The sequence below is a fragment of the Roseobacter sinensis genome (genome assembly GCF_025755255.1).
Lineage (GTDB): Bacteria > Pseudomonadota > Alphaproteobacteria > Rhodobacterales > Rhodobacteraceae > Roseobacter > Roseobacter sinensis.
This window is the reverse complement of the sequence record NZ_JALIEB010000014.1, coordinates 69,445-94,660: the sequence shown is the minus strand read 5'-3', so window position 1 is coordinate 94,660 and position 25,216 is coordinate 69,445. Positions and strand designations below refer to the sequence as shown.

Sequence of the window (25,216 nt, the reverse complement as noted above, 5' to 3'; positions counted from 1 at the left end):
AACCGAAACGTTTCGGCTTGATCGAATCGATTCAGTCTGCAAGATTTCCCGAAACGTTTCGGATTGGTGAAAGAACGTGAAGCTAGATCGGTTTGATCGACAGGGAGGATGCCGGATGACACTAGGACTGAAGCTGACCACCACCGCATTGACGCTCGTTGCAACCGCCGCAAGCACGCAAGACTTGCTGCACGCGCCGGGAACCGGCCCTTTCACGTGGTCCGCCTACGAGGCTTTTGCCGAGGGCAATGATTTTGCCGGTCAGACGCTCCGGATAGCAGGCGCGTCCACTGGCGAAGACAAGACCAAGCTGGAGAACGTCTTTGCCTACTTCAGCGCCGCGACGGGTGCTGAGATCGCATTGTCGGGCTCGGACAGTTTCGAGCAGGACATCACCATCGGGGTGCAGGCCGGGACGGTGCCGGACATTGCGATGTTCCCGCAACCGGGTCTCGTGCAGGATCTTGCGCGCGCCGGCGCCATTGTGCCGCTCGCACCGGAGGTCGCTGGCTGGTATGAAGAGAATTACGCAGCGGGCGCCTCCTGGGCCAGCCTGGCGACCTTCGCCGGACCCGATGGCGATGAGCGCACCTATGGCATGTTCTTCGGAACGGACGTCAAGTCATTGGTCTGGTACAGTCCCGATGCCTTCGACGAAATGGGCTATGAGGTTCCGGACACCATGGAGGACCTGATTGCGCTCAGCGACCTGATCGTCGAGAACGGTGGCACCCCTTGGTGCATCGGGCTCGGATCGGGGGCGGCTACGGGCTGGCCCGCGACGGATTGGGTGGAAGAGATCATGCTGCGCACCCAACCCCCGGAGGTCTATGACCAGTGGGTCGCAAACGAGATCCCTTTCGACGATCCGCGCGTGATCACGGCAATAGAAACCTTCGGCCAATTCGCGCTGAACGAGGCATATACACCGCAAGGCCCGCAAGGTGTGGCCTCGGAGGACTTTCGCGACAGCCCTGACGGTCTCTTTACTCTACCGCCGACCTGCTACATGCACCGCCAGGCCAGCTTCATCCCGACCTTCTTTCCGGAAGGAGCAGAGGTGGGCGTAGACGTGGATTTTTTCTACTTTCCAGCCTATGAATCCGCCGACCTCGGGCGCCCGATCCTCGGCTCGGGCGGGCTTATCACCGTCATGAAAGACAGCGCGCTTGCCCAGGCCTTCATCGCGTTCCTGCAAACCCCCTTCGCGCATGAGATTGCGATCAGCCAGGGCCAGTTCCTGACCCCGCACCTCAAGGCCAATTCGGAGGCCTATCCCTCCGAGACCCAGGCCGCCTTGGGTGAGATCCTGACGGGCGCGACAGTCTTTCGCTTTGACGGCTCGGATCTCATGCCGGGCGAGATCGGGACGGATGCGTTCTGGACGGCGATGGTCGACTACGTGACCGGCACCAGTGCGGCCGATGCCGCATCCGCCGTTCAGACACGTTGGTCGTCGATCCGCTAAGCCCGATCTGATTTGCACGGGCCGATGTCCTGGCAAAGGCGCGCTTGCCGGTGATGGAATCCAAGCGGATGCCGACGGAAAAGTGGTGGCACGGGGCTACGGGATATCAGATCTATCCACGCAGCTTTTGCGACAGCAACGGCGACGGCATCGGCGATATCCCGGGCATCATCTCGAAGTTCGACTATCTTGCCGACCTCGGCATCGGGTTCATATGGCTCTCTCCGGTCTATGCGTCCCCGATGGCTGACAATGGCTATGACATCGCCGACTACCGCGCTATTGCGCCCGAGTTTGGAACGCTGGAGGATTTCGACCACCTTGTGTCGGAGGCAGCGGCCCGTGGGATCGGGATCGTGATGGACCTTGTCGTCAACCATTCCTCCTCGCAGCATCGCTGGTTCAAAGCGGCCCGCAGCAGCCGTTTGGCCGCCGAGCATGACTACTACATCTGGCGTGATCCGGCGCCTGACGGCGGGCCGCCGAACGACCGCGCCGCTTTTTTCGGCGGGCCTGCCTGGACTTATGTGCCTGAGGTGGGGCGCTACTACCTGCATCTCTTCTCGCCGGAACAGCCCGATCTCAACTGGGCCAACCCGAAGTTGCGCCGGGAGATCTTCGAGATGATGAATTGGTGGCTCGACCGCGGCATCGCCGGCTTCCGCATGGACGTGATCGACCTGATCGGCAAAGACATTGACGCTGGTCACTACGATGGTGGCCCGCATATCCATCGCTACCTCCGGGAAATGCGCCAAGAGACCCTCGCGGGTCGCGATGCCGTGACCGTGGGCGAGAGTTGGAATGTGACGCTCGATACCGCGCTCGATTTCTGCGGGCGTGACCGGGGCGAACTCGACATGATGTTCCAGTTTCATCATGTCCCGGAAGGGTGGGACCCGGTTCAGGGAAAAAGGTGCCCCAAGCGCTTCGATCTGGTCGCCTTCAAGCGTGTTCTGTGGGACTGGCAGGAAAAGTTGGCGGATGATGGCTGGAATGCGCTCTTCCTGTCGAACCACGATCTGCCGCGTCAGGTCTCGCGCTATGGCGACGACGGTCGATACCGGGTCGAAGCCGCCAAGACACTCGCCACGGTCATGCACCTGATGAAGGGGACGCCCTTCGTGTATCAGGGCGAAGAAATAGGCATGACCAACACCACCTTCACGCGCATAGATCAGTTCCGCGATATTGAAACGCTCCGTCATTACGCGGAACAGACCGCGCAAGGCGTCACGTCGGAGGCGTTTCTGGCGGTCGCAAATGCCTTCGGTCGTGACAATGCCCGGACACCGATGCAGTGGACCGGAGGGCGAAACGCTGGCTTTACAACCGGAACGCCATGGATCGAGGTGAACCCGAGCCACGAGCATCTGAATGTCGCGTCTGATCGCAGAGATCCCAACGGTGTTTTTGTGCATTACCGTCGCCTCATTGCATTGCGTCGCGAGATGCCGACCATTCGTGACGGGCGGTACCAGCTGCTGCTTCCCGACCACCCGGCAATTTTCTCTTTTGCGCGCGACCAGAACGGGGACCGTTGGGTTGTTGTCGCGAACCTTTCGAGCGGAACGGTGGAGTTCGACGCTCGGGCGTGTCTGCCGGAGTCGGGCGAGGTGTTGCTGTCAACACATCTTGGTGTGCGGGATCTGTCCCTGCAGACACAGCACTTGCGCGCGTATGAGTCCTTTGTCGTTCGAGAGCTGCACACTCGCTGATGAGCGGAATGCGCGAAATGGAACCTGCGCCCGCGACAAGTGAACTTGCCCGAAAAGACAAGACAAGCCTCCAAGGTGTGTCCCGAACCGTCAAAGGCATACCAGAATTGATTGCCGCATCTGAGCGCCCCAGGCGCGCAGGTCAACCTGCGCGTGGAAGCTGGCGAAAGCTTGGCGCTTGTGGGTCCCTCTGGATGCGGAAAGACGACGGCACTCAAATCGCTTGCGGGGTTTGTGACGCCGGACCGGGGCGAGGTGCTGATCGGTGGGGTTCCACTCGGGAGTTTTGGTTTGGCAACCTATCGCGCCATGACTGGCTGCGTGCTGCAAGAAGATCGTCTGTTTGCCGGCTCGATCGCTGAAAACATCGCCGGTTTCGCCGAGGAGATCGGTCGGGACTGGCTGATCGAATGTGCTCGTGTGGCCGCTATCGACACGGAGATCCAGCAAATGCCGATGGGCTATGAAACGCTGGTCGGCGATATGGGCAGCGTCTTTTCCGGCGGTCAGAAACAACGGGTTTTCCTGACGCGCGCACTCTACCGAAAACCGCACGTCCTGCTTCTCGACGAAGCCACCAGCCATCTTGATGAGGCCAATGAACGGGTGATCAATCAGGCCGTTGCAAACCTGTCGCTCACGCGCATCTGCGTGGCCCATCGCCTCTCCACCATCGCCTTGACTGACCGCGTCGGGTCCTTTGGCCACGCCGTCCACGCCGCCAGGGCATCGGTATAGCCGCATCGCATCTTCCGGTCGGGTTGGCGCGGTGTATCGCAGAAAGGACTGAGACCCCGCCGACAGGCAACTTTTGGCAATCTACGAAAGGAAGTACGATGCGAGATCTCGATCTGGACGAACTTGAACTCATCTCAGGCGGCGTGAACTGCGACGGAGGGGATGGAGGCGCCGGAGGAACTTGCGGCAGCGGCGATGGAGGTGACGGTGGCGACGGTCGTTGTGGCGGCGGAACGGGCGGCGAAGGCGGTGCTGTGGGTCCGGGCGGCGAACCTGGAGAAGACGGGCAAGACGGCCCGGCAAGCTGCGACGGCCCTACAAGCTGAACCGGTCTTGAGCCCCGCGCGATCGCGAGGCTCCGGCTTTTCGCTCTGCTTTGGGGGCGATCATAGAGGAGGGCGGTACGTGCTCATTTCCGCGGGCGACTTTTGAGCCAGGTGTCTAAGGCGAGTGGCTGCATGCTTGCGGCCTTGTGCCGTCGGCCGGGATCGTACTGCCGGAGCCAGGTATTGAGGCCGATCTCTACTTGTTTGTTGGTCCGGCATCATTCCGCGTTCAGGAGTACGCGACAAATCCGTCGTTGAAGCGCTCGCGCAGCATTCACCGATTGTGGCACCTTCTATGGGTCTGCTTCGCGTCCGGACAATCAGGCGAAGGCACCGCGCTGAAGGACGGCCTTTAGATCACTTAGGACTCTTCCTAAACATCTTGATTGCGCCTGCCATTGTCTTTACTTAGGGGTATGTCTAAGTATGACCTGGCCCTAGATCGCTGCTTCTCGGCCCTTGGTGATCCGACACGAAGAACGATTCTTCAGCGTCTCGCGCGTGGAAATGCGACCGTAAGTGAGTTGGCTGCTCCACATGACATGGCGCTGCCGTCGTTCATGGAGCATCTGAAGAAGCTCGAAGCGGCCGGTCTCGTCACATCTCAAAAGCAAGGCCGCACGCGAGTTTGTGCGTTGTCGCCAGATGCGTTCGGACCAGCAAAGGATTGGTTGAGCGAGCAAAGCGCGATCTGGGAAGCTCGGCTCGACCGCTTTGACGAATACGTCACTCACCTCACGCAGGAGCGCAGCAAATGAAACTTGATCCAGAGACCGACCTGACGTTCACCCGCACCATCGACGCTCCACGAGAAACGCTGTGGGAGTGCTGGACGACACCAGAGCATATCAAGCACTTCTTCGTGCCCGCACCACATCGTATCGAAGCGTGCGAGATTGACCTCCGAGTCGGAGGCAAGTTCAACACAACGATGAATGTTGAGGGCCACCTGATGGAAAATGAAGGTGTCTTTCTTGAAATTGTTGACGGTCAGCGTCTTGTCTTCACTGACACCTACAGCGAAGGATGGAAGCCTGCCGCCGACCCGTTCATGACAGCGATCATCGAATTTGCGGACGATCAAAAGGGTGGTACGACATATACGGCGACAGCCCGGCATCGCTCACCGCAAGCCCGAAAAAGCCATGAAGACATGGGCTTCTACGACGGCTGGGGTACGGTTGCGTCGCAGCTTGAAGCATATGCTCAATCGCTCACCTGATCGAAAACCGACGTTGCGTTGGAGACTGCCGCGCCCCGCGATCTGTGATGTCCTTCATCCCTCAAAATCGCTTCCGCAGCGAACATCTGCAAGACGGGCAGTGGACGCAGCATCTCGGTACCGTGTCGAGTGACAATTGGAGCCCCTCAGGGGCAGTCTGCCAGGACAACTCGGCCGTCCAGCTGTGTCTCCGATGGCGGCCTCGGACCCAAGGCACTCATGCGACAAGACCCGGCGAACGGCCGGTCTGTTGTTTTCGTCACTTCCCAGGGTTCTCAAGCGTTACCGCATCGCGCGCTGTCGCTGTTCGATACGGATGGTCAATGTTCACCCGTCCGAGATGGCATCTCGAGTGTAAGGACATGAGCAAGATACGAGATATGGAAGAGTCCTCCGATTGTCTTCTCTACCTGAGCCGGTCGTATGATCGGACATGATACTGTGCCGTCCGCCGAACCGTTACGATGCTGCTGTCCGTTCGGCGGGCCAATTGATCAGCGCGACCCCCAGAATGGCTGCACAGAGCCCCGCCGCGACCGGTAGAGTGACCATCTCGCCCAGAAACACGAGGCTCAGGATCACGCCGATGCCCGCGCGCAGGTAGCTTTGGCTGGCGACACCCATTGACCCCAGCGTCCTGACCAGCCGGAAATAGACCAGAAGCGCGACGCCGGTGCAAAGGATCGACAGGATCGCCGCTGCTGTCAGAGCCGCTGGACCAGGGGTCAGGGTCCAAGGTCGATCCAGCAGCAGAGCAACCGGTACAAGAACCACCGATGCCCAGATCATCGTGCCTGTGGCGGTCGCGGCCGCGCTGATATGGCCGAAGCCTTTGCCGTAGATCGCGGCACCGGCATAGAGGGCGGCCCCGAAAAGGCAGGCGATTTGTCCGGCCACCTGATCACCGAGACCGCGCAAGACATCCATGCCGACGATCAGCGCAACACCCAACAGTCCGAGAATGGCGCCTGTGAGCTTGCGCCCGCTGAGCGCTTCGTGGCGCGTCACACATGCCGTGATGAGAAAGACGAAGATCGGCGAGGTTGAGTTCAGAACGCTGGCGAGACCGGCTCCGACGTATTGCTGTCCCCAGGCCAGAACGGTCCAGGCTCCGATGCTGTTGAATATGGCCTGCACCAGAAGCATCCGCCACGTGTGGGGATCGCGCGGCAATCGCTCGGACCGTGCGCCCATGACCAGCATCAGAAAGATGGCCGCCCCCAGGACGCGGAGCGCTATCAGTGTGGCGGGGGGGATTTCCGCCACGGCGACTTTGATGAACAGATAGGACGATCCCCAAAGCAGCGCGAGAAGGGCCAGCAGCGGCAGTTCCGTCCGCAAATCGGCAGAACTCATGTCGAATGTGCCGTTCGACTGTCGGCCGGGGCCTGCGCGCGGTCGAACATGCCATAGTCCCGGATGACGCTCGCGATCCGCAGGCGATAGTCATCAAAGACGCCGCTCCGCCCTTTCGTTTGTGCCCCCCTATGGGCGCAGAGGTTACGCCAGCGGGCCACAGCGTCTTCATCTTCGAAGAACGACAGGGACAAGACTTTGTGCGGATCGGTGAGGCTCTGAAACCGTTCGACCGAGATGAAACCCTCGATGTCATCCAGCATCGGCCGCATCTCGGCGGCGATATCGAGGTAGTCCTGTTTGCGGCCATCGGCTGGCTGGACTTCGAATATCACTGCAATTTGCGGGTGTTCGGGCTCGGCTTCTACGGGCTTGGCTCGCAGGAAATTGCGTGTGGCTTCATGTAGGCGAAAGCGGCCGGTTTCCAGATGCGCCAAATGCGTCGCTCGCGCCAGCTTGACATCCTGCTTGTCAGCGGCGTTCGCGAACGCATCAAAGAGCCAGGATGCGTCCTCGTCAGTCACCAGGCTGTCCCATTCGCCTCTGACAATAAGAACGGGGCAGCGAACGTCAGACGGATCGTACGGAAACTGGCCGCTCCACGCCGCCGAGATGTCCGCGGCGGGACCAGATGGCACGGTCACCGCTGGCGGCGACAGATTGCGGCTTTCGGGGTCTGTCTCCAGGTAAGCCCGCCCCCATTTCGTGAAGTGGCTGTCGGACAGAACCGCAGGCGCGCCGTCGGGAACATCGGCCGTGAAGCGATCAAATTGGTGCTGCAGGGTGATGGCCCGTGTCGGCGACGGCATCGTCATCTCAGCGGCAATCGTGCGGCGCGCGATCGGCCCAAACAAGACCAATTTGTCTACCAGATCAGGATTGGATGCTGCGAAACCGCCAGCGGGAAGTGTTCCCCAGGAATGAGCAACAAGGGAGATTGTTGGGGAGGATGTTTGGTTCATGATTTCCCTGACGGCCGCTTCGATCTGTGCGACAGCGCTGTCAAAGCGACCCGGTATGGCGCCTTCCTTCAAAGGCATACGATCAGACGATCCAAAGCCCAGGAAATCCAGCCCCCAGACATCGTACCCTGCCGCCGCAAGATCGTCTGCCCAGGAGCGCCCGTCGAACTTGAAGCCGACCGAGAGCGCGCAGGGAAAGGTCGCGCCGTGTATGTAAAGAACGGGCGTGCGACCTGGGTGGCTATGAGCGTCCGTATAGTGATGCAGCGCAAGTCCGAGGCCGCCCGGCCCTTTAATCCTCATAGAAATCATCGTACTGTGCTTGCGGCCAGATGAGGTGCGGACGCGAGCTTGAGCCAAGTGCGATCCTCACGGAGCAGGAATTTTTCTTTCTGGGCAAAATCGTAGTTTTTACGGCCGAGCGGATCGGCCGCAAGTCGGGCGCGATAGACTTCATAATCGGCAAGGCTCGCCACGTTGTAGATGCCATAGGCAAGCGTCGAAGACCCTTCGTGTGGCGCATAGTAGCCGATCAGATCAGCGCCGCAGCGCGGGATCGCTTGCCCCCAGTTGCGGGCATACTCCTCGAACTGGGCCTTTTTTGTCGGGTCGATGTGGTAGCGGATCACGCAGGTCAGCATGACGGACTCCTTTTCAAAGTATTTTCCCAATCCTAGATGTTTGCGTCCCGCAAATGCTTCGATTAAGATCGAACCATGAAAGAAGGTCCGGATATCGCTCATATCGCCGCGTTGATCGGCGATCCCGCCCGCGCCAACATGCTGACCGCTCTCATGAGCGGGAAAGCCCTGACGGTGAGCGAACTGGCTGAGGAGGCCGGGGTGACGATCCAGACAGCGAGCTCGCACCTGTCCAAACTTGACGCCGGCGGCCTGCTGCGGCCGCGGAAGCAGGGGCGGCACAAGTATTTCGCGCTCGCCAGCGACGAGGTAGCGCATGTCCTTGAGGGACTGATGGGACTTGCGGCGGGCTCGGGGTACTTGCGGAAACGCACCGGCCCAAGGGACGCGGAGCTGCGGCAAGCCCGTGTCTGCTACAATCATCTGGCCGGTGACATGGGCACACAGATGTTCGACAGCATGATCGCACAGGGGCATCTGACGCTGGATGGTGAGGAATTGGTACTGACCGAAACAGGTACAGCCTTTGTGGCGGATTTCGAGATCGACATCGACGGCTTGCTCAGGGCCCGTGCGCCTGTCTGTCGAGAATGCCTCGACTGGAGCGAACGCAGATCGCACCTCGCGGGCAGCCTGGGCCGTGCGTTTCTCAGCCGCTTTGAGGAGCTGTCGTGGGCAAAGCGAGATCAGAAGACGCGGGTTATTGCGTTTTCACAAAATGGCGCGAAGGCATTCAACGCGCTATTTCCGGCGAGCTGAAAACCGCTCTGCTTTTCGATGTGCAAGCCTTGGACGAACCGCAGGTTTGGTCCGCAAGCACGCGTACTATCACCACTGTTTCCGGGCGCAGGAATGGCAGCTCACAGGCTTCGCGTTACAGATCGGCGCCGGATCGAGGCCTGACACCTAGGCAGGCCGTTTCAAGGCCCCCCAACCGACCTTCGACAGTCTCTGGATCGACGCGAACGCCCGGCGATCATGCGACTGGATGTCGCCCAGCATAGCTGAGTAAGTCTGCCAGGGTTCTCGCAAACGCTGTCTCCGGCCACCCGAAGGTAGCCATCGGCCCGAACAACGAACGTCCTTTGAGAGGATGAGGCGCAAGTTCGCCGATACTACCATAGGTGGTTGTGCATCACTCGGATATCCCGCAGCCTCCGACCCACCACCTGCATTTCCATGTCTTGATGAAGCAACCCTTGGGGCGACCTATGCGAGCTTTGTGGCTACCTCTCCTCTTATCGATCTTGATCACGGCTGAGCGCCTTGGCGCGGAGCCGTTGCTTGTGGAGTACCGGGATAGAACGGTCGATCTGGCGCCTTACTTCTTCGGTTTTCCCTACAACATCAGGGAGGTCAGCCTGGAGGCCCAGAAGGTCTACTACACCAAGGACGAGCGCGATGGTGGCTCGCATCTCTACGTGCAGCCTTGGAACGACACCGGACAGTTCGACTTCGATCCCGAAGCGGCCGAGCGCGTCACGGACGTCGACATTGAAAGCATCAATTTCTGGGGCCGCAGATACAATAGAAACCTAGATGCTCTGGTTGTCATGGCGGACGAGGGAAAGCGGGAGGACATCAACCTCTGGCTGTTCTCCGAACGAGAACAGGACCCGATCAAATTGACGGACGTGGACTACGTCTATGATTTCGCACAATCGCCGGATCATCGCACAATCGCTTTTGTAAGTCGCGATGGTGACTCAGATGATCAGGAGGGTTGCCTGCAGCTCCTTTCGATTTCTGATAGCGGCGCAACATCGACGGAACGGCTCTTCTGTGACAGTGACGAAAAGATGCCCGCTACGCTGAATTGGTGGGCGCCACTTCGGATCGATGACAAGAACATCGTATTTACGGCGCTTGCGGATGGAGACCGAAACAGGAAAGTACTCTACCGCTATGATCGAACCTCGAAGGAGGTCATCGAGATCGCAGCAGCGTCTGACGGCTCGTGGCTTGGCGTCATGAATTCGTGGGAGGACGGCGCTCAGATCCTTTATGCGCAAGACACGTCTCTTTTCTTCCACGACATCCCGACCGGCACCAATACCGAGTTGAATGACTTCGAGAACACCTTCCGGGTCGTTACATCGGAGGTCGCTGGGCGCAGGTATCTGCAGGCCCTTACGAAAGGCGTCTCAAAGACCACCTACGAGGTATTCGCAGTCGAGGGAAACAGCCTGTCGAGGACCGATCATTTCGTCACCGACGTTGATATCGGATTCGAGCATGCCGAAGACCACATTGCGATCCTCTACAAGACCTCGGCCGAGACCATCGCGGACTTCGAGCTGGTCGAAATCGACGCGAGCGGGCGCATGGAGCGCGGCCCATTCGTCGCGGGCCTTGACGATCTGAACGAACGCCTGACGCAATGCAGTGTGAGTTTGGTCACATACGATTCAATTGACGGCCCCGGCGAAACCAAGGCTCCCGCAGAGGTACAAGCCTATCTCTACGAACCGCTCGACCCCATCGCGCCCGAGGACAGGTTGTATGTGATCGAGGCGTTTTATGGCGGGGGCAATTCGTTCAGCCGGACATATCACAGCCTGTGCGGGGTCGGGATCACGGTGCTCAGCCCGGTCGTGCGCGGCGACAGTCGCTTTGGGTCGGAATTCGAGACTGCGAATGACGGCAAGAATGCCGATGCGCCTATCCTCGACGTGATCGCCGGTGCGAGATTTCTCGAGGCGGAATTCGAGCTCGCAGATACCCGCCGCATCGGCACCATCGGCTTCAGTCATGGGGGATGGGCGGCGGTGAGGGCGCTGTCCTATCCCGGGCCCGAGCATTTCGATTTCGGCTTTGCGATGGCGGGTGCCGGGATCTACGACGTACTACAGATGGCCGATGGGGCTCCGGAAGGGCAGACGAACATCCGCGGTTGGTTCGATAAGGAGTTCGGTGATCTGGAGACGGAGCGCGCGCATCTGGCTTACCTGTCAGCCACCTCTCATCTGGACAAGATCGATGCCCCCATCTTCCTGTTCCACGGGCGGAACGACGAGAGGATCACCGCCCTGCATTCGATATCCTTCGCGGAGGTGCTGGAAAACGCCGGCAAGGACCATGAACTGCTGATCATAGATGATCAGGGGCATTCCATCCGCGGAGCTCACAATTGGCACCGGATCAACAGCGCAGCGCTGAGGTTTCTCGAAGAGGTAGACGCCGGACTTGATTGAGAAGCGATGCTTCGACGTCATCCAGAAAAAGGACTGATGCAGTAAGCTGCGCGACCGTGCTCAAGCCACCCTGGATTTGTTACGGGTACCTTCGACGTGATAGATCGGCCAGAGCCAATTTGAGCTCCAATGCCAAGCAAAAAGTGCACCGATATGGAACGCAGAAATCGAACTGCCCTGGCATGATCGCGTTTTGTCCGATGAGCGCGCATTGATCTACTGTATCGCCGATGCCCACTTTACGAGAGCCGGCCCGCAATGGCGCAAGGCATCAAGCGACCGTTTTGGCCCGACATCAGTGGATAGGCGAGAATGATCGGTCGCTAAAGCCCAGGGCCAATCTCTGCCCATTCAAACGGCACAAAAACACCCGCCACCCACTGTGAGGCCATCGACGCGCCGCGATAGACAACCAAGATACTGACTTGGCCACGAGGTTCGCTACTGCCCCAAATTTCAACCGTATCAGTGCGACAAGGATGCGCAATAAGTGAGGCGACTGTGTCGCTTCGCCTTGCTCGAGAGGAGGCCCGGAGATCAGTTCTCTGACCCTGCCGTGACCTCGCGTACCCATTGGAACAGCCAGACCTCGGACAGCTTGCGCTCCTGATCTGCGACATGGGCCACCAGCTCGATCAGCTCGGCGTCTTGCCCGTCGACGTCAAAGAACAGCCGCCATCGCTGATCCGCATCGTCGATCTTGTGCAGGACCGGGTTGGAGATCTCGCCGGCCGAGGCCGTAACGACCGGAATGACCTGGGCCTCGGGGTTGAGACCGCCCAGGGTGCCCCCCTGGAAATCAATGACGAACTTCCGCAGGTTGGGGTTCTCCACCGGCACGCCTGACGCTCCGCCGACCCCGGTGCGGGTACTGTACACATAGGCCAATTCGCCGTTGCCGTCCGCAGGAAGCGCGCCCCAGTGCATGCGGTAGCGGTAGTTGCGCGTCTCGCCCGCTTGCGGGGCCTCGTCGGGAACCCAAAGAAGGACGATATTGTCGTCAATCTCCAGCTTGGCCGGGATCTCGATCAGTCGGATTTTGCCCGGGCCCCAATCGCCCACGCGGTCGATCATCACCGAGGGGCGGTCGTGATACTGCGCGCCCGCATCCTGATAGGCTTCATAACTCCGGTCGCGTTGAACCAGGCCAAACTCGATGATCTCATCATCCGCGAAGAAGGAGTTCGAGACACGCGGCGGGTTGTTGAGTGGACGCACCAGAACATCGCCCGAAGTCCGGACCATCCGCAGCAGATCGCTGTCATGGACCTGTGGGCGGAAATCGTCAAAGCGTCGCTCGGAATGCTCCGCGAAATAGAACATCGAAGTCAGAGGCGCGAGGCCCAGATGCGGAACCGTCTCGCGAAAGTAGAGCTCTGCCTCGACGTCGATGACGGTATCGGCGCCAGGGGCGATGACAAAGCGATAGGCCCCGGTGACGGAAGCGCTGTCCAGCGCGGCATAGACTTCAATGGCGCTGTCCTCGGGCGTGGGGCGCTGGATCCAGAAGGCGGAAAACCTGGGAAACTCCTCCGGCCCGCTTCGCCACGTGTTCACAGCCAGCCCACGCGCGGACAGGCCATAGCTGTTGCCCGCCCCAAGGGCCCGGAAATAGCTCGCACCGAGAAAGGTAATGAGCTCATCATACTTCTCGGCGGTGTTGAATGGCGTGTTGATCTTGACGCCCGCCACACCGGGCAGCGAGGGGGCTTCTGGAAGCTTTTCGGCAACCTCATTGCGGTATTCGAAATCCTTGGTGCTGAAGGTCAGGGGGCGGGCGACGCCGTCCACGATCTCGTGGATCTTGACGGGTTTCTTGTACAGCCAGCCGGGGTGGAAGGCCTCCAGGCGAAACCGGGTCACCGGCTGCATCAAACGGGCGGCCTCGGGGCGGAAATAGATATTTCGGTAGTCGTCGTAGCTCAGCTCATCGAGAAATGTGTCAAGCAGCGCAGGCGGTGTGTCGGGCAGGGCGGCGCGCGTTTTCATCTCGCGCTTTAGGTCCTCGAAGGAAAAAGGCGTCTCCGTTGGCGCGGCGGTCTGCGCGGCGGGCAGGTTGGGCGCGAGGGCCGTACTTAGCAGAAGCCCGGCCAGAACGTGTCGGCGGGAAAGCGTTTGTGTCAATATCATGCGAGTCGCAACCCTTCTTCGTTTCGCGCTATAGTGCGTGCTGGCCCCAATGTGACAAGGTGTGGTGCATCAAAATGCCACCACGATGCTGCGCTATTCGGTTCCGGATGGTCGGATGTCAAAGTGCCGTGCGCGCGGGCATGAAAGGCGTTTTGAGCGCGATGAAAAAGTGGGACGGCGTTCAAACCTGTCTCAAAAATATGGCCTCGCGGCTCTCAAGCCATTGGGCAATCCACCAGATGCGCTGATCCTTTTCCATGCAGTCGGGTATTCCGAACCAATCAGGAGAAATCTGAGCTTGCTGCTTCCTGCCTTGGTCTTCGGCGAAAACCGGCGGTGAGGTGATTGGCCCGTCGATGGGTCTGCTGGCGCTTCTGGCCTTGGCGGCACATTGGCTGTTCGAAGAGCCGACCCCTCTGTCTGCGCCCCGGTGGCTCGCCATTGCCGGGATCGGGATTGCCCCGTTGACGCTCTCCAATGTGCTTTGGGACAAGGCAGCGCGAGCGGGCTTTACCTCGACCATCGCCGGGATCGCCTACCTCACTCCCATCGGATCTCTTGCGCTGCTCGCCATCTTCGGCGTGGCCACTGTGACATGGGGCGCTGTGGCGGGAGCGGTCCTTGTCGTGATGGGCGCTGTCGCTGCGTCTGGTGTTTTGACGAAGCCTCAAGCCGAGTCCGACGAGTAAACCGAGCGTTCCTCGCGCCTGGCTGAACAGACAATCCGAGGGCGCGTCCGTCTGATAGAGCCGTTCAATGCGGCCAGGCGCTCTGCATCACCCCGGAACGATCGGTTGCACGGGCTCGTCTTGCGTTTGCATCAAGGCTTCAAACTCAGGTAGACCAAGCGTTCCCAGAGTGTCGCCATTGGGCCCGAGGATTTCATAGATGACCCCATCGGTGCCCTTGTTGCTGAACCAGGCGATGCAATCCTCGTCTCCCCCGCCTTCGGTGTGGGGCGCCCCACCGGCAGACTTTTGAACAAAGCTCGCAGTCGGGCGTATTTCGGTCAATTCGCCCTCGGCGTTGTAGAGACGCAGCTCTCCTTGGATGATGAACGTACTGTAGTCCGCATGGTGCTTGTGCAGCACAACGCGCTCGTTGGCAGCGAACTTCAACAGCAGGTCGACCACGTTGAGCTCGCGGTCCACATTCAGGACGTGGTACCATAGGTGGTCAATACCTTCGAGCGTGTTCCACTTGACGTTGGATTGGTCAAACGCCGCTGCCGCCTGGGATGCGGCCTCGCTGGCGTTCGCGCCCAGGGCCACAGCGGTCACGGCGGTACCGATGCTGGCCAAACCCTCACGACGTGTCAATTTTGTCATGTCTTCCTCCCATTTAGTCGAAACAGCCTATCTGCCTTCGAGTTGCCAGCCATGCCGAAGACCGATCGGACTGGCTGCCGCCGTTCAGAACATCGGCGCATACTTCCAGTTGTCCGCATCTGGCGTGACTTCATCGAGATCGTAACCCGCGGCTTGCAGACGCTTGGCGATGGGCAGCCCGTCGTTCGCGGCTTCATCCACGAATTGGCGCCCCAAGGCGTCGTCTTGCGCGATGCCATGACCGCGCATCAGGTTGAGCCCGTGGTTGAACTTGCCCACAGGGTCGCCCGCTTCGGCGGCGCGACGGTCCCATTCGGCGGAGGCGTCAGGATTGTACTCACCCCCGAGGCCGTTGTCCTCAAGTTGGCTCATCCAGGTCATGGCCTTGGTGAAGCCTGCCTCGGCGCACTCCCGGGTCAGCTTTCTTGCAAGCTGGTGATCATCGTTCTTGGTCACGTTTATTCCCAGAGAGCATGTCACCGAGTCGATGATCCCCATCTCGATCTTCCGGACGATCATCTCTTTGCCCGTGTCATCGGGATTGAGGACGCCATGGTCGTCTTCGACCTTGAGCGGAGTACCAGCATCCGCCAGCGCACAGGTCGTGGCCAGACAGAGAGCAAGGGCAAAAGGTGACACCTTCGGTTTCATGCGGACCTCCGTGCATTCGGACACATCTCAGGGAACCGCTTGGCTGCTTCGGATGTGCTAGATTTCTGCAAGCGAATTGCAAAAAACCTGCAAAAAAGCTGGTCAGTTGACGAGCCGGTAGCCCACGCCATGGACCGTTTCGATCAGAACAGGTCTTGATTTGTCGGGGTCCAGCTTTCTACGCAGGTTGATGATATGCTGATCGAGGGAGCGCGAATTCGGCATGTAATCGCGTCCCCAGCCTGCGTCGTAGAGTTCGTCTTTCGTGACGACAGCACCGTCGCGGTCTTGCAGGATCGACAGCAGCTTCAGATCGCGCGGGGTCAGAGAGATCTCAAGCGTGTCGCGTATGGCGATATGGCGCTCGGGCACGATCTTGAAGGCCGGCCCTGCCTCTTTTGGCCTTTGCCCGAGCCAAAGGCCGTAGCCGCCGAACAGGCAGGAGAGCGCTGCCAGCAGAATTGCCAGGCTGCCTTTGGACTGTTTCGCGGCAAGCGCACCCGCGCGAAGCCCTAACGCCTCCTCCAGAAGCACGCGATCGTAGACGAGACAGACGGCCGGCACGGCCCCACAGTAGAGAAGTTGTCGACCCGCGGTGTCGAATGGCGCCCATGCAACCGCGTCGACCGTTGCCTGAAAGGAAACCAGTTGCCGCTCCGCCTCATCCGAGAACTCATACGGCAAGGGGGCCATGCCCTGGGGCGGAGGGTAATGACGTGCTCCATCGGCATCCCAAACCATCGCGCGGAGCAAGGGCACGTCGTCTATCAGCCGCCAACTGATCTTGTCGGGTGTGGCTATCAGATCGGCGAGCGCCGCGGCATCCTGTGCCGCTCTTCGCTCCGCCTTGGCCCACGGGTCCGGCAGCACAAGCAAAATGCCCGCACCCATAAGGCAGAGCATGCAGAGTATCGCCATCAGTCGAACCATACTCGCCTGTATACCAGAAACCTCGGGCTGATTTAACGTGGACATTTGTCCAGTTTCCGCGCGTTAGGTTCTATGGAGGGGCACGGTGGCTTGCCGATGCATCCGCCAGCCGGAACCCCACTGCGTGCCGGCATCGAACGACATCCTCGCGGGGTCAAATGCCGCCCGTGAGCGCCGCGCCTTGATCCGTTAACCGCCAGGTCGGGACTGTTAGCTACGCGCCATCACTTCGACGCCGAGAATTGTCGGCAAGTGCCGTGCGATCTCGTCCCAGCTGTCGCCCTCGTCATGGCTGGCAAAGACGGAGCCGCTGTTTGTGCCGAAATAGATGCCCGCCGGGTCGCAGGTGTCCCCGGCCATCGCCTGTCGCAATACGGTGAAATAGCAGCCCTCCTGCGGCAGTCCGGCACGCAAGGCTTCCCAGCTTTCGCCACCGTCTCTCGAGCGCCAGACGGCCGCGGCCGCATCCGGAGGAAAACGACCGATTGAGTCCCCGTTCAGGGGCAGGGTCCAGATGGTTTCGGGATCGCGCGGATGAACGCGGATGGGAAAACCGAAGGTTGACGGGAGGCCATTGGTGATGTCGTCCCAGCTTCGGCCGCCATCGGACGACCGCCAGACACCGTGGTGATTTTGCTGGTAGAGCAGGTCTTCGGCCCCCTTGGCCCGCATGATGTTGTGCACGCAATGCCCCGTTTCTCCGTCGCGCGGTGCGGCGGGGTGGTCGTGATGGCCACACTCCTGTGCATTCGACAGTCGGTTGCGGCGCTCCCATGATTTGCCGCCGTCTTCCGTTGCAAAGACGCCGGCGGCCGAGATGCCGACCCAGAGCTTCCTGGAGTTCTCCGGATCCGAAACGATGGTGTGCAGGACCAGGCCCGCCGCGCCCGGGTTCCATGTGTCTGCGGACTCATGCTCGGTCAGGCTGCCGAGGCGCTCCCACGTCTTTCCGCCGTCTTCGCTGGCCAGCAGGTTCGCGGGCTTGGTCCCGGCGTAAAGCGTGCCGCCCGCGTGATGCAGCGACCAGATCTGCGAGAACCTGTCGCCGAAGGGCAACTCGCTCTCCGTCCAGCCGATCATCTTGGCAAACTCCGGATCATTCGCGGCCCAGGTGTCCATCTCGCCCGTGGTCAGCCGCGTGACGTCCCATGTCTCCCCGCCATCCTCGGACCGCCACACACCCGCGCCGCTCCAGTCTCCGCCGCCACCGGCCCAGATCGTGCCGGTGTCCGGATCGCTGGCCAGATGATTGATCGGCCAACCGTCACAGAACGGGCCGCTGATCGCCCATTGGCCCTTGGCGCTTTCAGGCCGAAGCAGGAAGGCGCCCTTCGTGGTGCCAACAAGAATGGTCAACTCCGTCTCGGGCATAGCGACTTCTCCCTGATCTGATGGGGCCTTACCTTCCGGCTTGCACCTCTAGGCCTCGACGACAGTCTGAAAACTGGCAAAGATCATGCGCTTGCCATCGAAGGGCATGGGGTTGTCCTGCATGGCGCGCTCCATATCCGTCATGACCTTCTGCATGTTCGCGTCATGCGTCTCCTTGTCCGGCCAGATGATATGCGAATACGCAACCGTCTCGTCCGATCCACATTTCACAGCCATCGGAAAGGAGGTTGTCTCACCATCCGGTACGTCGTCGCCCCAGGCATCAACAGCGGCAAGGGCGCCGTGCTTCTTGAAAAGCGGGGTCACCTCCTTCGAATGCGCAATGAAGGCGTCTCGGTTCGCGGTCGGTACTGCATAGGCTGCGACGGTAATGTAGGACATTATGATCTCCTTATGATGCGGAGCCGGCAAATGCGGCGTCCAGGGCGGCAATATCGAGCTTTTTCATGCTGTACATGGCTTGGCGGGCGCGTTCGGCGGCCACCTGATCGTCGGAGGCTTGCATGTCGAGCAGGGCGCGGGGGTAGATCTGCCACGACAGACCCCAGCGATCCTTGAGCCAACCGCATTGGCTTTCCTCTCCGCCATCGGCAGTGAGCGCGGCCCAAAGCCGGTCGATTTCCTGCTGACGGTCGGCAAGCACACTGATCGAGGCCGCTTCCGTCAATTTGAAATGCGGCCCGCCGTTGAGGATTTGATATGGCGCGCCTGCCAGCGTGAAGTTCACAAGCAGCGGCTCGGCGCCATCCGGGGCCAGGACCGTTTCCATCTGGCTGTCGGGCAGCAGGGAGACATAGAATTCCGCCGCCTCCGCGCCGCCCCGTTCAAACCAGAGACATGTGCGCACCCGGTGCATCATGCGGCCCCTACGGCGGCTTCAGCGTCCATCCAAAACGGCTCCCAGATGTGGCCATCCGGGTCAGCGAAGGCGTGACCGTACATGAAGCCGTGATCTTCTGGCGCGCGCGTCGCCCTACCGCCGTGTTCGACAGCTGTCTCCATCATATTCGTGACGGCCTCTTTGCTCTCGAGTTGCAGCGCGATCAGCACCTGGCTGGTCTCGCTGGTGTCAGCGATCTCCTTGTCAGTGAAGCTGCCGAACTTCTCGTGCGTCAGCAGCATGGCAAAGGATGTCTCACCGATCACCATGCTCAGCGCGGTGTCATCACAGAACTGATCGTTGAAGCTGAACCCCAGCGCTTCGAAGAACGCTTTTGAGCGCGACAGATCCTGAACCGGCAGGTTGATATAGGTGTTCATGAGCAACCTCACTGAGGAATCACTCCTCTGGCATCCAAAATATTGACAATTACGTTGATGTCAACGTAATGGTTCTTCATGAGAGCAGACTTGCCGATAGAGGTAACGCACGAGGTCCGCGACCGGTGCCTGTGCCTTCACCTTCAACGTGCTGCGCGAGCGATCGCACGGCGCTTTGATGAAGCACTGCGGCCGGTCGGTTTGACCCACGGCCAGTACTCGCTTCTGATGGCGTTGAACCGTCCGGGTGCGCCCCGCGTCGGCGAGCTGGCGCATTTTCTCGCCATGGATCGGACGACAATGACCGCCAACCTCAAACCTCTCGAAAGGCGGGGGCTTCTGGCGATGCTGGCCGACCCGAAAGACAAGCGTAGCAGACGGATCACGCTGACAGACGACGGGCGGGATCTGCTGGTTCAAGCGGTGCCGATATGGCGAAAAACCCACGACGACGTCGATGAGATGCTTGGCCGGGACGACAACGAAGCGTTGAAGCAGGACCTGAAAGCTTTGTCGTTCGACTGAGCATCGGTCGAATTCGGGTCGTCCCGCATTGATGCAAGGCCAGATATGCGAGATCGCGGCCGAAGGCTCGAAACATTGCCTGAGTAACGCAACACCAAGTGCCTGACCTCAGCTTCCGCAAACCGCCTGTCGCCACGTCTCAGCGTATCGTGTGTAGATGCCGCCGTCTTCTGGTGCGAACCCACTTGTGTCTTCAACCTTTGGTATCTCGGTCGATCCAAGTGCGAGCATTGCAGCCCCCTGGCTGGTCCCGGTTGCGCTGCCGGCGGTCAGAACGCGGCACTTCGTTGCGACTGACAGCATCCCGCAGTAGCCGGCATTTGCCGCGAATGGCCCCTCGACGACGATCGGCCCCTCATGTCCGGTCAGCGACAGGCATTCCGCGGTCATCATCGCCAGATAGAAGCTGAGCGCCGCGGTACGTTCAGCTGTTCCCGGTTCCGGTTCCGATCCGATCCAACGATGCTGCCGCCCTTGAAACGGGCCGCTGTCGGGCACGACCGCGGGCATCAATAGGGGGCCACGCTCAGCGACGGATGCGAGTCCCGCCGCGCTGCATGCCACAGCCTGGCCTCGGCCGACAATTTCGAACTCCCGACCGCCCATGAAGCGGGCAGAGGGCACCGGTGCACCAAGGGCGTTCACGTTGACCAGCGTGTCGCGGGATGCATCCAGCGCCACGTCGGCGCCTCCAATGGTCATGGCAATGACCCATGTTCCGGTCGAGACCACTGAAAACGGTGGGTCGCGGCGTATCACGTGCGGCAGCAGCGAGGCGTTGGAATCGTGGATCCCGCAATACACAGGTGTGCCCGGATCGAGACCGGTTCGTGCTGCGACCTCGCCCAGAAGGGGGCTCAACACCTCCGCCGAGTGCCGCGCCGGCGCCATCTTGTCCGCAATGTCCATGCGATCAACAAGGCTGGAGAAGTGGGTTTCAAACGGGTTCCAGAGATCGGTGTGGCACCCCAAGGAGGTCACGTCGCTGGCAAGACCCCCCGTCAGCCGATGCCCCCAGTATTGAGGATAGGTCACGATTGATCTGGTGCGACCCCGCAGCGTTGGATCCTGCGAGAATTGCCAGTGGATCTGAGCCCCGAGGTTCAGGCCCATGGGCAGCCGGGGCGAGCCTGTTTCCGCAAACGCGGGCCGGAGTTTGGCATAGGCGTCGACGAGGTCGTCTGGGCCGGGGTGCTCGTAATCGAGGATCGGCGCGGCCAGACGTCCATCCGCAGCGATCAGAGCGCCAGCGGCCCCGTGCGTCGTCACGGATATCGCCTCGATGCCGTATTTCTTGTGGAACTGCGCCAGCGCATCCAGAAGGAAGGCCCAGATGGTCTCCACATCGAAATGAGGGTAGGGCGGTCCTGCAAGTACGGTGTTTGGTCGCGTGACAACGGCGATCTCGGACAGATCAGAGGTGTCCACAAGCGCGAGCTTGGCATTGGTCTTGCCGATGTCGATGACGGCGACGTGGCCGGGCGTCATGGCAGATGGAAGACGGACGTCAGAGGCACCGCCACCGGTTCGTTGTCGTGCCTAGTCTCCATGATGTCCGCCATGTAGGCCCACCAGCGTTGCATGACGTCGTGCTGGGGCAGGGCGTCCATGCGGTGATCCTCGGTCCGCCAGAGAACACCGAAGAGCGTATTGGTCTCCTCGTCCAGATGAATCGAGTAATCTGATACACCCGCATCCTTCAGAAGGCTGACCAGCTCTGGCCAGATTTCGTCATGACGCCGTTTGTACTCGTCTTTGCGGCCGGGGTTGAGGCGCATCTTGAAGGCGTATTTCTCCATCAGCCTGCCCTCCACATCGACCAGAGCCGCGGCAACGCGATGACGGAGATCAGCAGCGCCCCGATCACGATCGACATCACGATACCCGGCACATTCAGCAGGCCAAGACCGAAGGTCACAAGCCCCATCACGAAAGCCGCGATCACAACCCCCAGGATCGAACCCGAGCCTCCCAGGATGTTGACGCCGCCAAGGACGACCATGGTGACGATCTCAAGCTCCCAGCCGAAGGCGATAGAGGGCCTGGTTGAGCCAAGCCGAGAGGTCAGGCAGATCGCCGCAACCCCGGACATCAGCCCCGTCAACAGGAACAGGATGAACTTCACGCGCCCCACTCGAATGCCGGAGAAGAGCGCCCCAGTCGCATTGTTGCCGATGGCGTAAACCGCGCGGCCGAAGTTGGTCATGTGAAGCAGTACCGCGTAGATGGCCGCGATGATCGCGAACAGCACGAACTCGAATGAGATCACCCACCAGACATATCCCTGTCCGAAGAAGGCGAAGTCCGGCGGATACCCACGATAGGCCTGGTCCCCGAGGATGATGAAGCTGATCCCGCGGAAGAGGCTCATCGTGCCGATGGTGACCACGATGGACGGTAATCCAAGCCCGGTCACGAGTATCCCGTTGAACGCACCGCAGAGCAGCCCGACAGAGAGCCCGATCAGAACAAGCCCCTCGGTCCCCACACCCGCCTGCGCCGCCGCCCCCATGGCCGTGGAGGCCAGCGCGATAATGGCCGCCACGGACAGGTCGATCTCGCCCGAGATGATCAGCAGCGCCATGGCGAAGGCGATCATCGCCTTTTCGGTGAAATTGAACGTCGCGTCGCTGAGGTTCCAGGCATTCAGGAAATACGGTGAGGCGAAGGAGTTGGCGACGAAGATGCCGATGGCCACCAGCATCAACAGGCTCTCCCAACTCTTCAGGTTCCGCTCCATCGGGGTGCGCAGGCGGTCGGGGATGCCGCGGCTCGCGGTCATCCCGCACGCTCCGCACGTTTCAGAATGATGCGGCCGGGTGAACGGTTCGCCTGTGCGTTCAGAACAACCGCGATGATGATCGCCGCGCCCGAGATCGCCATCTGCCAGAACGGCGAGATGTTCACGACGGGCAGTGCGTTGGCGATGATCCCGAGGAAGAGCGCCCCCAGAAGTGCACCGGGAACCGATCCGATACCGCCCATGATCGATACGCCGCCAATGACGCAAGCGGCAACAACGGTCAGCTCGAACCCGCCTGCAACATCGACATAGGCGACCGCAAACCGCGACACCCAGAGGTATCCGGTCAGCCCAGCGATGGCGCCCGAGGTGGTGAAGGCCCAGAACTGCGTCCGCCCCACATTGATCCCGGCATATGTCGCGGCGTGCGGATTGCCCCCGGCCGCGTAGAACGCACGGCCGAGGGTCGTGCGCGTCATGACGATGCTGAACAGGATCACCGCCGCAATCGCAATCCAGCTCAAGACCGGAAGGCCCAGGATGACGGTCCGCGGGACAGCCTTGAACGCATCGCTCATCTCGTGGCTGTTGACCCATTTGCCTTCGGTCAGAAGGAAGATGATCCCGCGAAAGATGGTCATCGTGCCGAGGGTCACCACGATGGGCGGGATGGCGAGTTTCCACACCAATATGCCGTTGAACATCCCCAGGAGGGCTCCGAAGCCGATGGCGACGGCAAAGATCGCGATGATGGGCAACCCCGGGGCGGCGATATTGATCAATGACACGACCATGCCGGTCAGCGCGAGGTTGGCCGCAACCGACAGGTCAATGCATCTGGTCAGGATGACAATCATCTGGCCGATCGCCAAGAGGATCAGAGGGGCCGTATCGTTGAAGACAGCCGCCAGGTTCGAGGGGGTGACAAAGCCCGGAAAGCGCGTTGCGATCAGCGCAAGAAGCAGCCCGATGGCCACGAGAAGCAAAGCCTCACGCGACGCGAGGATCCGTTTCATCGCCTGGTCTCCCCGAGGCCAGCGGCATGTCCGACCAGCGTTTCCGGTGTGATGTCATCGCGATCGAGCCTGGCGGCGATCCGCCCCTCCCGCATCACGATGACCCGGTCGGACATGCCCACAATTTCCGGGATTTCCGAACTGACCATGATGACAGCCAGCCCCTGCGCGGCAAGCTCGGCCATGAAGTCATGTACGGCCGCTTTCGACCCGATATCGATCCCTTTCGTGGGCTCGTCCAGGACAATGACCTTGGGCTGGGTGGCCAGCCATTTGGCGATGACCACCTTCTGCTGATTGCCGCCCGACAGGTTGCCGACATCCGTATCCAGCGAGGCGGCCCGCAAATCCAGTCGCGTGGCGTACGCGCGGGCGAGCTTGAATTCTTCGGCCAGCTTGAGAAAGCCCTTGCGCGAGGTGCGGGTCAGCGAGGGCAGGGTTACATTCTGGAAGATCGGCAGCGCACCGATGGTGCCCTGCCTGCCTCTGTCTTCGGGCACATACACGATGCCGCTGGCCACCGCATCAGCAGGAGAGCGGATGGTGACCGGTGCGCCGTCGATCTTCACCGTGCCACCAGACGGCCGTGTGATCCCGAACAGCGCCTGCATGAATTCCGACCGACCTGCGCCGACAAGGCCGTAGAAGCCAAGGATTTCACCGCGCCGCAGCGTGAAGCCGATATCTGCGAACTCGGTCGGGTGCTGATAGTCATCGACCACAAGGATCTCGGCCCCGATGTTGTGATCGCGCTTGGGGAAGATCTGACTGACATCACGACCGACCATCATTTTGACGAGCTCTGGCTCGCTCACCTCCGACATCGCACCTTCGCCGACCATCTGCCCGTCGCGATAGACCGTGTAGAAGTCCGCGATGCGAAAGATCTCGTCGAACTTGTGGCTGATGAACAGGATCGCCTTGCCCTGCCGTTTCAGCTCCTCGACCAACTCATAGAGCTCTTCGATCTCGGCATGGCTGAGCGCCGCCGTCGGTTCATCCATGATCACCGCGCGCGCATCGACGGAGAGCGCCCGGGCGATGGCGACAAGGTGCTTGTTCGCCGTGCCAAGCTCTTTCAGCGTCGTGCCGGGATCGATCGCCCCGCCGATGCTCGACAGGATCTCTCTCGCGCGTGTCATCATCGCACTCGAGTCGATCAGTCCGAACCGCCCCGTCGGGGCGTGCCCCAGAAAGATGTTTTCGGCCACGGACAGTTCATCGAAGAGGACGGTTTCCTGATGGATCGCGGTCACGCCCGCGTGTTCGGCCGACTGCGGGGTCGGGAACCGCACCGGCTGACCGTCAATCCGGATGTCGCCATCGTCCGGCTGATAGATGCCCGTCAGGACCTTCACCAAGGTCGACTTGCCCGCGCCGTTCTCGCCCACAAGCGCCGTCACCTTGCCGGGATAGAGCTTCAGCGACACATCCGACAGCGCCCGCACACCCGGAAAGGTCTTTGTGACCCCCGAAAGCGACAGCAGCGGTGTCACGCCGGAGGCGGTCTGGGTGGACACGTCTGCTCTCAACTCCAACTGCATGAGCCCGCTTCGATTGCGCTCGGGTGGGTCGTGGTCCGGCGCAGCTGCCTGCCCGCGCCGGACCTGCTCGGT

At 60.7% G+C, this 25,216-nt stretch carries 27 protein-coding genes and 1 pseudogene; 11 read left to right on the top strand and 17 right to left on the bottom strand.

Annotation, left to right across the window (positions count from 1 at the left end):
- The first annotated feature begins 115 nt into the window (after positions 1-115).
- From MUB52_RS18335 to MUB52_RS18310, 6 genes are all read left to right on the top strand, one after another.
- Complete coding sequence (locus MUB52_RS18335) at positions 116-1,468, top strand: ABC transporter substrate-binding protein (RefSeq protein ID WP_263845605.1); 1,353 nt, start codon at positions 116-118, stop codon at positions 1,466-1,468.
- A 68-nt stretch (positions 1,469-1,536) separates the two neighbouring features.
- Positions 1,537-3,186 carry an alpha-glucosidase gene (locus tag MUB52_RS18330; RefSeq protein ID WP_263845604.1) on the top strand — a complete coding sequence of 550 codons (1,650 nt, stop codon included), beginning with the start codon at positions 1,537-1,539 and terminating at the stop codon, positions 3,184-3,186.
- A gap of 111 nt (positions 3,187-3,297) precedes the next feature.
- Entirely contained in the window at positions 3,298-3,924 is a 627-nt protein-coding gene (locus MUB52_RS18325; RefSeq protein ID WP_263845603.1) for an ATP-binding cassette domain-containing protein, read from the top strand.
- A 162-nt stretch (positions 3,925-4,086) separates the two neighbouring features.
- A complete protein-coding gene (locus MUB52_RS18320; protein WP_263845602.1) occupies positions 4,087-4,356 on the top strand; it encodes a hypothetical protein in 270 nt (89 codons plus the stop codon).
- 310 nt (positions 4,357-4,666) lie between these two features.
- Positions 4,667-5,008 carry an ArsR/SmtB family transcription factor gene (locus tag MUB52_RS18315; RefSeq protein WP_263845601.1) on the top strand — a complete coding sequence of 114 codons (342 nt, stop codon included), beginning with the start codon at positions 4,667-4,669 and terminating at the stop codon, positions 5,006-5,008.
- Positions 5,005-5,472 carry an SRPBCC family protein gene (locus tag MUB52_RS18310; protein ID WP_263845600.1) on the top strand — a complete coding sequence of 156 codons (468 nt, stop codon included), beginning with the start codon at positions 5,005-5,007 and terminating at the stop codon, positions 5,470-5,472. The genes MUB52_RS18315 and MUB52_RS18310 overlap by 4 nt, the downstream gene beginning before the upstream one ends.
- 459 nt (positions 5,473-5,931) lie before the next feature.
- Here MUB52_RS18310 and MUB52_RS18305 read toward each other — a convergent pair whose 3' ends face one another.
- The 4 genes and pseudogenes from MUB52_RS18305 to MUB52_RS18290 all read right to left on the bottom strand — a co-directional run bounded on the left by MUB52_RS18305 (position 5,932) and on the right by MUB52_RS18290 (position 8,431).
- Positions 5,932-6,828: a DMT family transporter gene (locus MUB52_RS18305; protein ID WP_263845599.1), complete on the bottom strand. Its 897-nt coding sequence runs from the start codon at positions 6,826-6,828 to the stop codon at positions 5,932-5,934.
- Positions 6,825-7,169: an antibiotic biosynthesis monooxygenase family protein gene (locus MUB52_RS18300; protein ID WP_263845617.1), complete on the bottom strand. Its 345-nt coding sequence runs from the start codon at positions 7,167-7,169 to the stop codon at positions 6,825-6,827. The genes MUB52_RS18305 and MUB52_RS18300 overlap by 4 nt, the downstream gene beginning before the upstream one ends.
- A gap of 93 nt (positions 7,170-7,262) precedes the next feature.
- Positions 7,263-8,093 (bottom strand): annotated as a pseudogene (locus tag MUB52_RS18295) (alpha/beta hydrolase); the annotation flags it as partial.
- 5 nt (positions 8,094-8,098) lie between these two features.
- The gene (locus tag MUB52_RS18290; RefSeq protein ID WP_263845616.1) at positions 8,099-8,431 is read right to left on the bottom strand and encodes an NIPSNAP family protein; all 333 of its coding nucleotides are present in this window, start codon (positions 8,429-8,431) and stop codon (positions 8,099-8,101) included.
- Positions 8,432-8,506: 75 nt separating this feature from the next.
- Here MUB52_RS18290 and MUB52_RS18285 point away from each other — a divergent pair, with 75 nt between their 5' ends.
- Together MUB52_RS18285 and MUB52_RS18280 are read left to right on the top strand one after the other, a co-directional pair.
- Positions 8,507-9,190 carry an ArsR/SmtB family transcription factor gene (locus MUB52_RS18285; protein ID WP_263845598.1) on the top strand — a complete coding sequence of 228 codons (684 nt, stop codon included), beginning with the start codon at positions 8,507-8,509 and terminating at the stop codon, positions 9,188-9,190.
- A 527-nt stretch (positions 9,191-9,717) separates the two neighbouring features.
- On the top strand, positions 9,718-11,625 hold the full coding sequence (locus MUB52_RS18280; protein WP_263845597.1) for a S9 family peptidase: 1,908 nt from the start codon (positions 9,718-9,720) through the stop codon (positions 11,623-11,625).
- Between the two features lie 537 nt (positions 11,626-12,162).
- Here the strand turns inward: MUB52_RS18280 and MUB52_RS18275 are convergent.
- Entirely contained in the window at positions 12,163-13,755 is a 1,593-nt protein-coding gene (locus tag MUB52_RS18275; protein WP_263845596.1) for a glucan biosynthesis protein, read from the bottom strand.
- An 85-nt stretch (positions 13,756-13,840) separates the two neighbouring features.
- Between MUB52_RS18275 and MUB52_RS18270 the strand changes: the two genes are divergently transcribed.
- Positions 13,841-14,095: a hypothetical protein gene (locus tag MUB52_RS18270; RefSeq protein WP_263845595.1), complete on the top strand. Its 255-nt coding sequence runs from the start codon at positions 13,841-13,843 to the stop codon at positions 14,093-14,095.
- Between the two features lies 1 nt (position 14,096).
- Complete coding sequence (locus tag MUB52_RS18265) at positions 14,097-14,444, top strand: EamA family transporter (RefSeq protein WP_263845594.1); 348 nt, start codon at positions 14,097-14,099, stop codon at positions 14,442-14,444.
- A gap of 87 nt (positions 14,445-14,531) precedes the next feature.
- Here MUB52_RS18265 and MUB52_RS18260 read toward each other — a convergent pair whose 3' ends face one another.
- The 7 genes from MUB52_RS18260 to MUB52_RS18230 form a co-directional block, all read right to left on the bottom strand.
- Positions 14,532-15,083, bottom strand: coding sequence for a hypothetical protein (locus tag MUB52_RS18260; RefSeq protein WP_263845593.1), 552 nt, complete (start codon positions 15,081-15,083; stop codon positions 14,532-14,534).
- Positions 15,084-15,167: 84 nt separating this feature from the next.
- Positions 15,168-15,734, bottom strand: coding sequence for a tetratricopeptide repeat protein (locus MUB52_RS18255; protein ID WP_263845592.1), 567 nt, complete (start codon positions 15,732-15,734; stop codon positions 15,168-15,170).
- A 102-nt stretch (positions 15,735-15,836) separates the two neighbouring features.
- The gene (locus tag MUB52_RS18250) at positions 15,837-16,652 is read right to left on the bottom strand and encodes a winged helix-turn-helix domain-containing protein (protein WP_263845591.1); all 816 of its coding nucleotides are present in this window, start codon (positions 16,650-16,652) and stop codon (positions 15,837-15,839) included.
- A 222-nt stretch (positions 16,653-16,874) separates the two neighbouring features.
- The gene (locus MUB52_RS18245; RefSeq protein ID WP_263845590.1) at positions 16,875-18,035 is read right to left on the bottom strand and encodes a WD40/YVTN/BNR-like repeat-containing protein; all 1,161 of its coding nucleotides are present in this window, start codon (positions 18,033-18,035) and stop codon (positions 16,875-16,877) included.
- 48 nt (positions 18,036-18,083) lie between these two features.
- Positions 18,084-18,437 carry a DUF1428 domain-containing protein gene (locus MUB52_RS18240; protein ID WP_263845589.1) on the bottom strand — a complete coding sequence of 118 codons (354 nt, stop codon included), beginning with the start codon at positions 18,435-18,437 and terminating at the stop codon, positions 18,084-18,086.
- Between the two features lie 10 nt (positions 18,438-18,447).
- A complete protein-coding gene (locus MUB52_RS18235) occupies positions 18,448-18,912 on the bottom strand; it encodes a VOC family protein (RefSeq protein ID WP_263845588.1) in 465 nt (154 codons plus the stop codon).
- On the bottom strand, positions 18,912-19,316 hold the full coding sequence (locus MUB52_RS18230) for a VOC family protein (protein WP_263845587.1): 405 nt from the start codon (positions 19,314-19,316) through the stop codon (positions 18,912-18,914). The genes MUB52_RS18235 and MUB52_RS18230 overlap by 1 nt, the downstream gene beginning before the upstream one ends.
- 78 nt (positions 19,317-19,394) lie before the next feature.
- Between MUB52_RS18230 and MUB52_RS18225 the strand changes: the two genes are divergently transcribed.
- Positions 19,395-19,841, top strand: coding sequence for a MarR family winged helix-turn-helix transcriptional regulator (locus MUB52_RS18225; RefSeq protein ID WP_263845586.1), 447 nt, complete (start codon positions 19,395-19,397; stop codon positions 19,839-19,841).
- 108 nt (positions 19,842-19,949) lie between these two features.
- Here the strand turns inward: MUB52_RS18225 and MUB52_RS18220 are convergent, their stop codons facing one another.
- Genes MUB52_RS18220 through MUB52_RS18200 form a run of 5 tightly spaced genes read right to left on the bottom strand, consistent with a single transcriptional unit; the run spans position 19,950 to position 25,144 of the window.
- A complete protein-coding gene (locus MUB52_RS18220) occupies positions 19,950-21,329 on the bottom strand; it encodes an FGGY-family carbohydrate kinase (protein ID WP_263845585.1) in 1,380 nt (459 codons plus the stop codon).
- Complete coding sequence (gene rhaM / locus MUB52_RS18215; RefSeq protein ID WP_263845584.1) at positions 21,326-21,640, bottom strand: L-rhamnose mutarotase; 315 nt, start codon at positions 21,638-21,640, stop codon at positions 21,326-21,328. The genes MUB52_RS18220 and rhaM overlap by 4 nt, the downstream gene beginning before the upstream one ends.
- On the bottom strand, positions 21,640-22,623 hold the full coding sequence (locus MUB52_RS18210) for an ABC transporter permease (RefSeq protein ID WP_263845583.1): 984 nt from the start codon (positions 22,621-22,623) through the stop codon (positions 21,640-21,642). Before MUB52_RS18210 ends, rhaM begins: the two co-directional genes overlap by 1 nt.
- Positions 22,620-23,600 (bottom strand): ABC transporter permease, encoded by a 981-nt coding sequence (locus MUB52_RS18205; protein WP_263845582.1) that lies wholly within the window; start codon positions 23,598-23,600, stop codon positions 22,620-22,622. The genes MUB52_RS18210 and MUB52_RS18205 overlap by 4 nt, the downstream gene beginning before the upstream one ends.
- The gene (locus tag MUB52_RS18200) at positions 23,597-25,144 is read right to left on the bottom strand and encodes a sugar ABC transporter ATP-binding protein (protein ID WP_263845581.1); all 1,548 of its coding nucleotides are present in this window, start codon (positions 25,142-25,144) and stop codon (positions 23,597-23,599) included. The genes MUB52_RS18205 and MUB52_RS18200 overlap by 4 nt, the downstream gene beginning before the upstream one ends.
- Between the last annotated feature and the right edge of the window lie 72 nt (positions 25,145-25,216).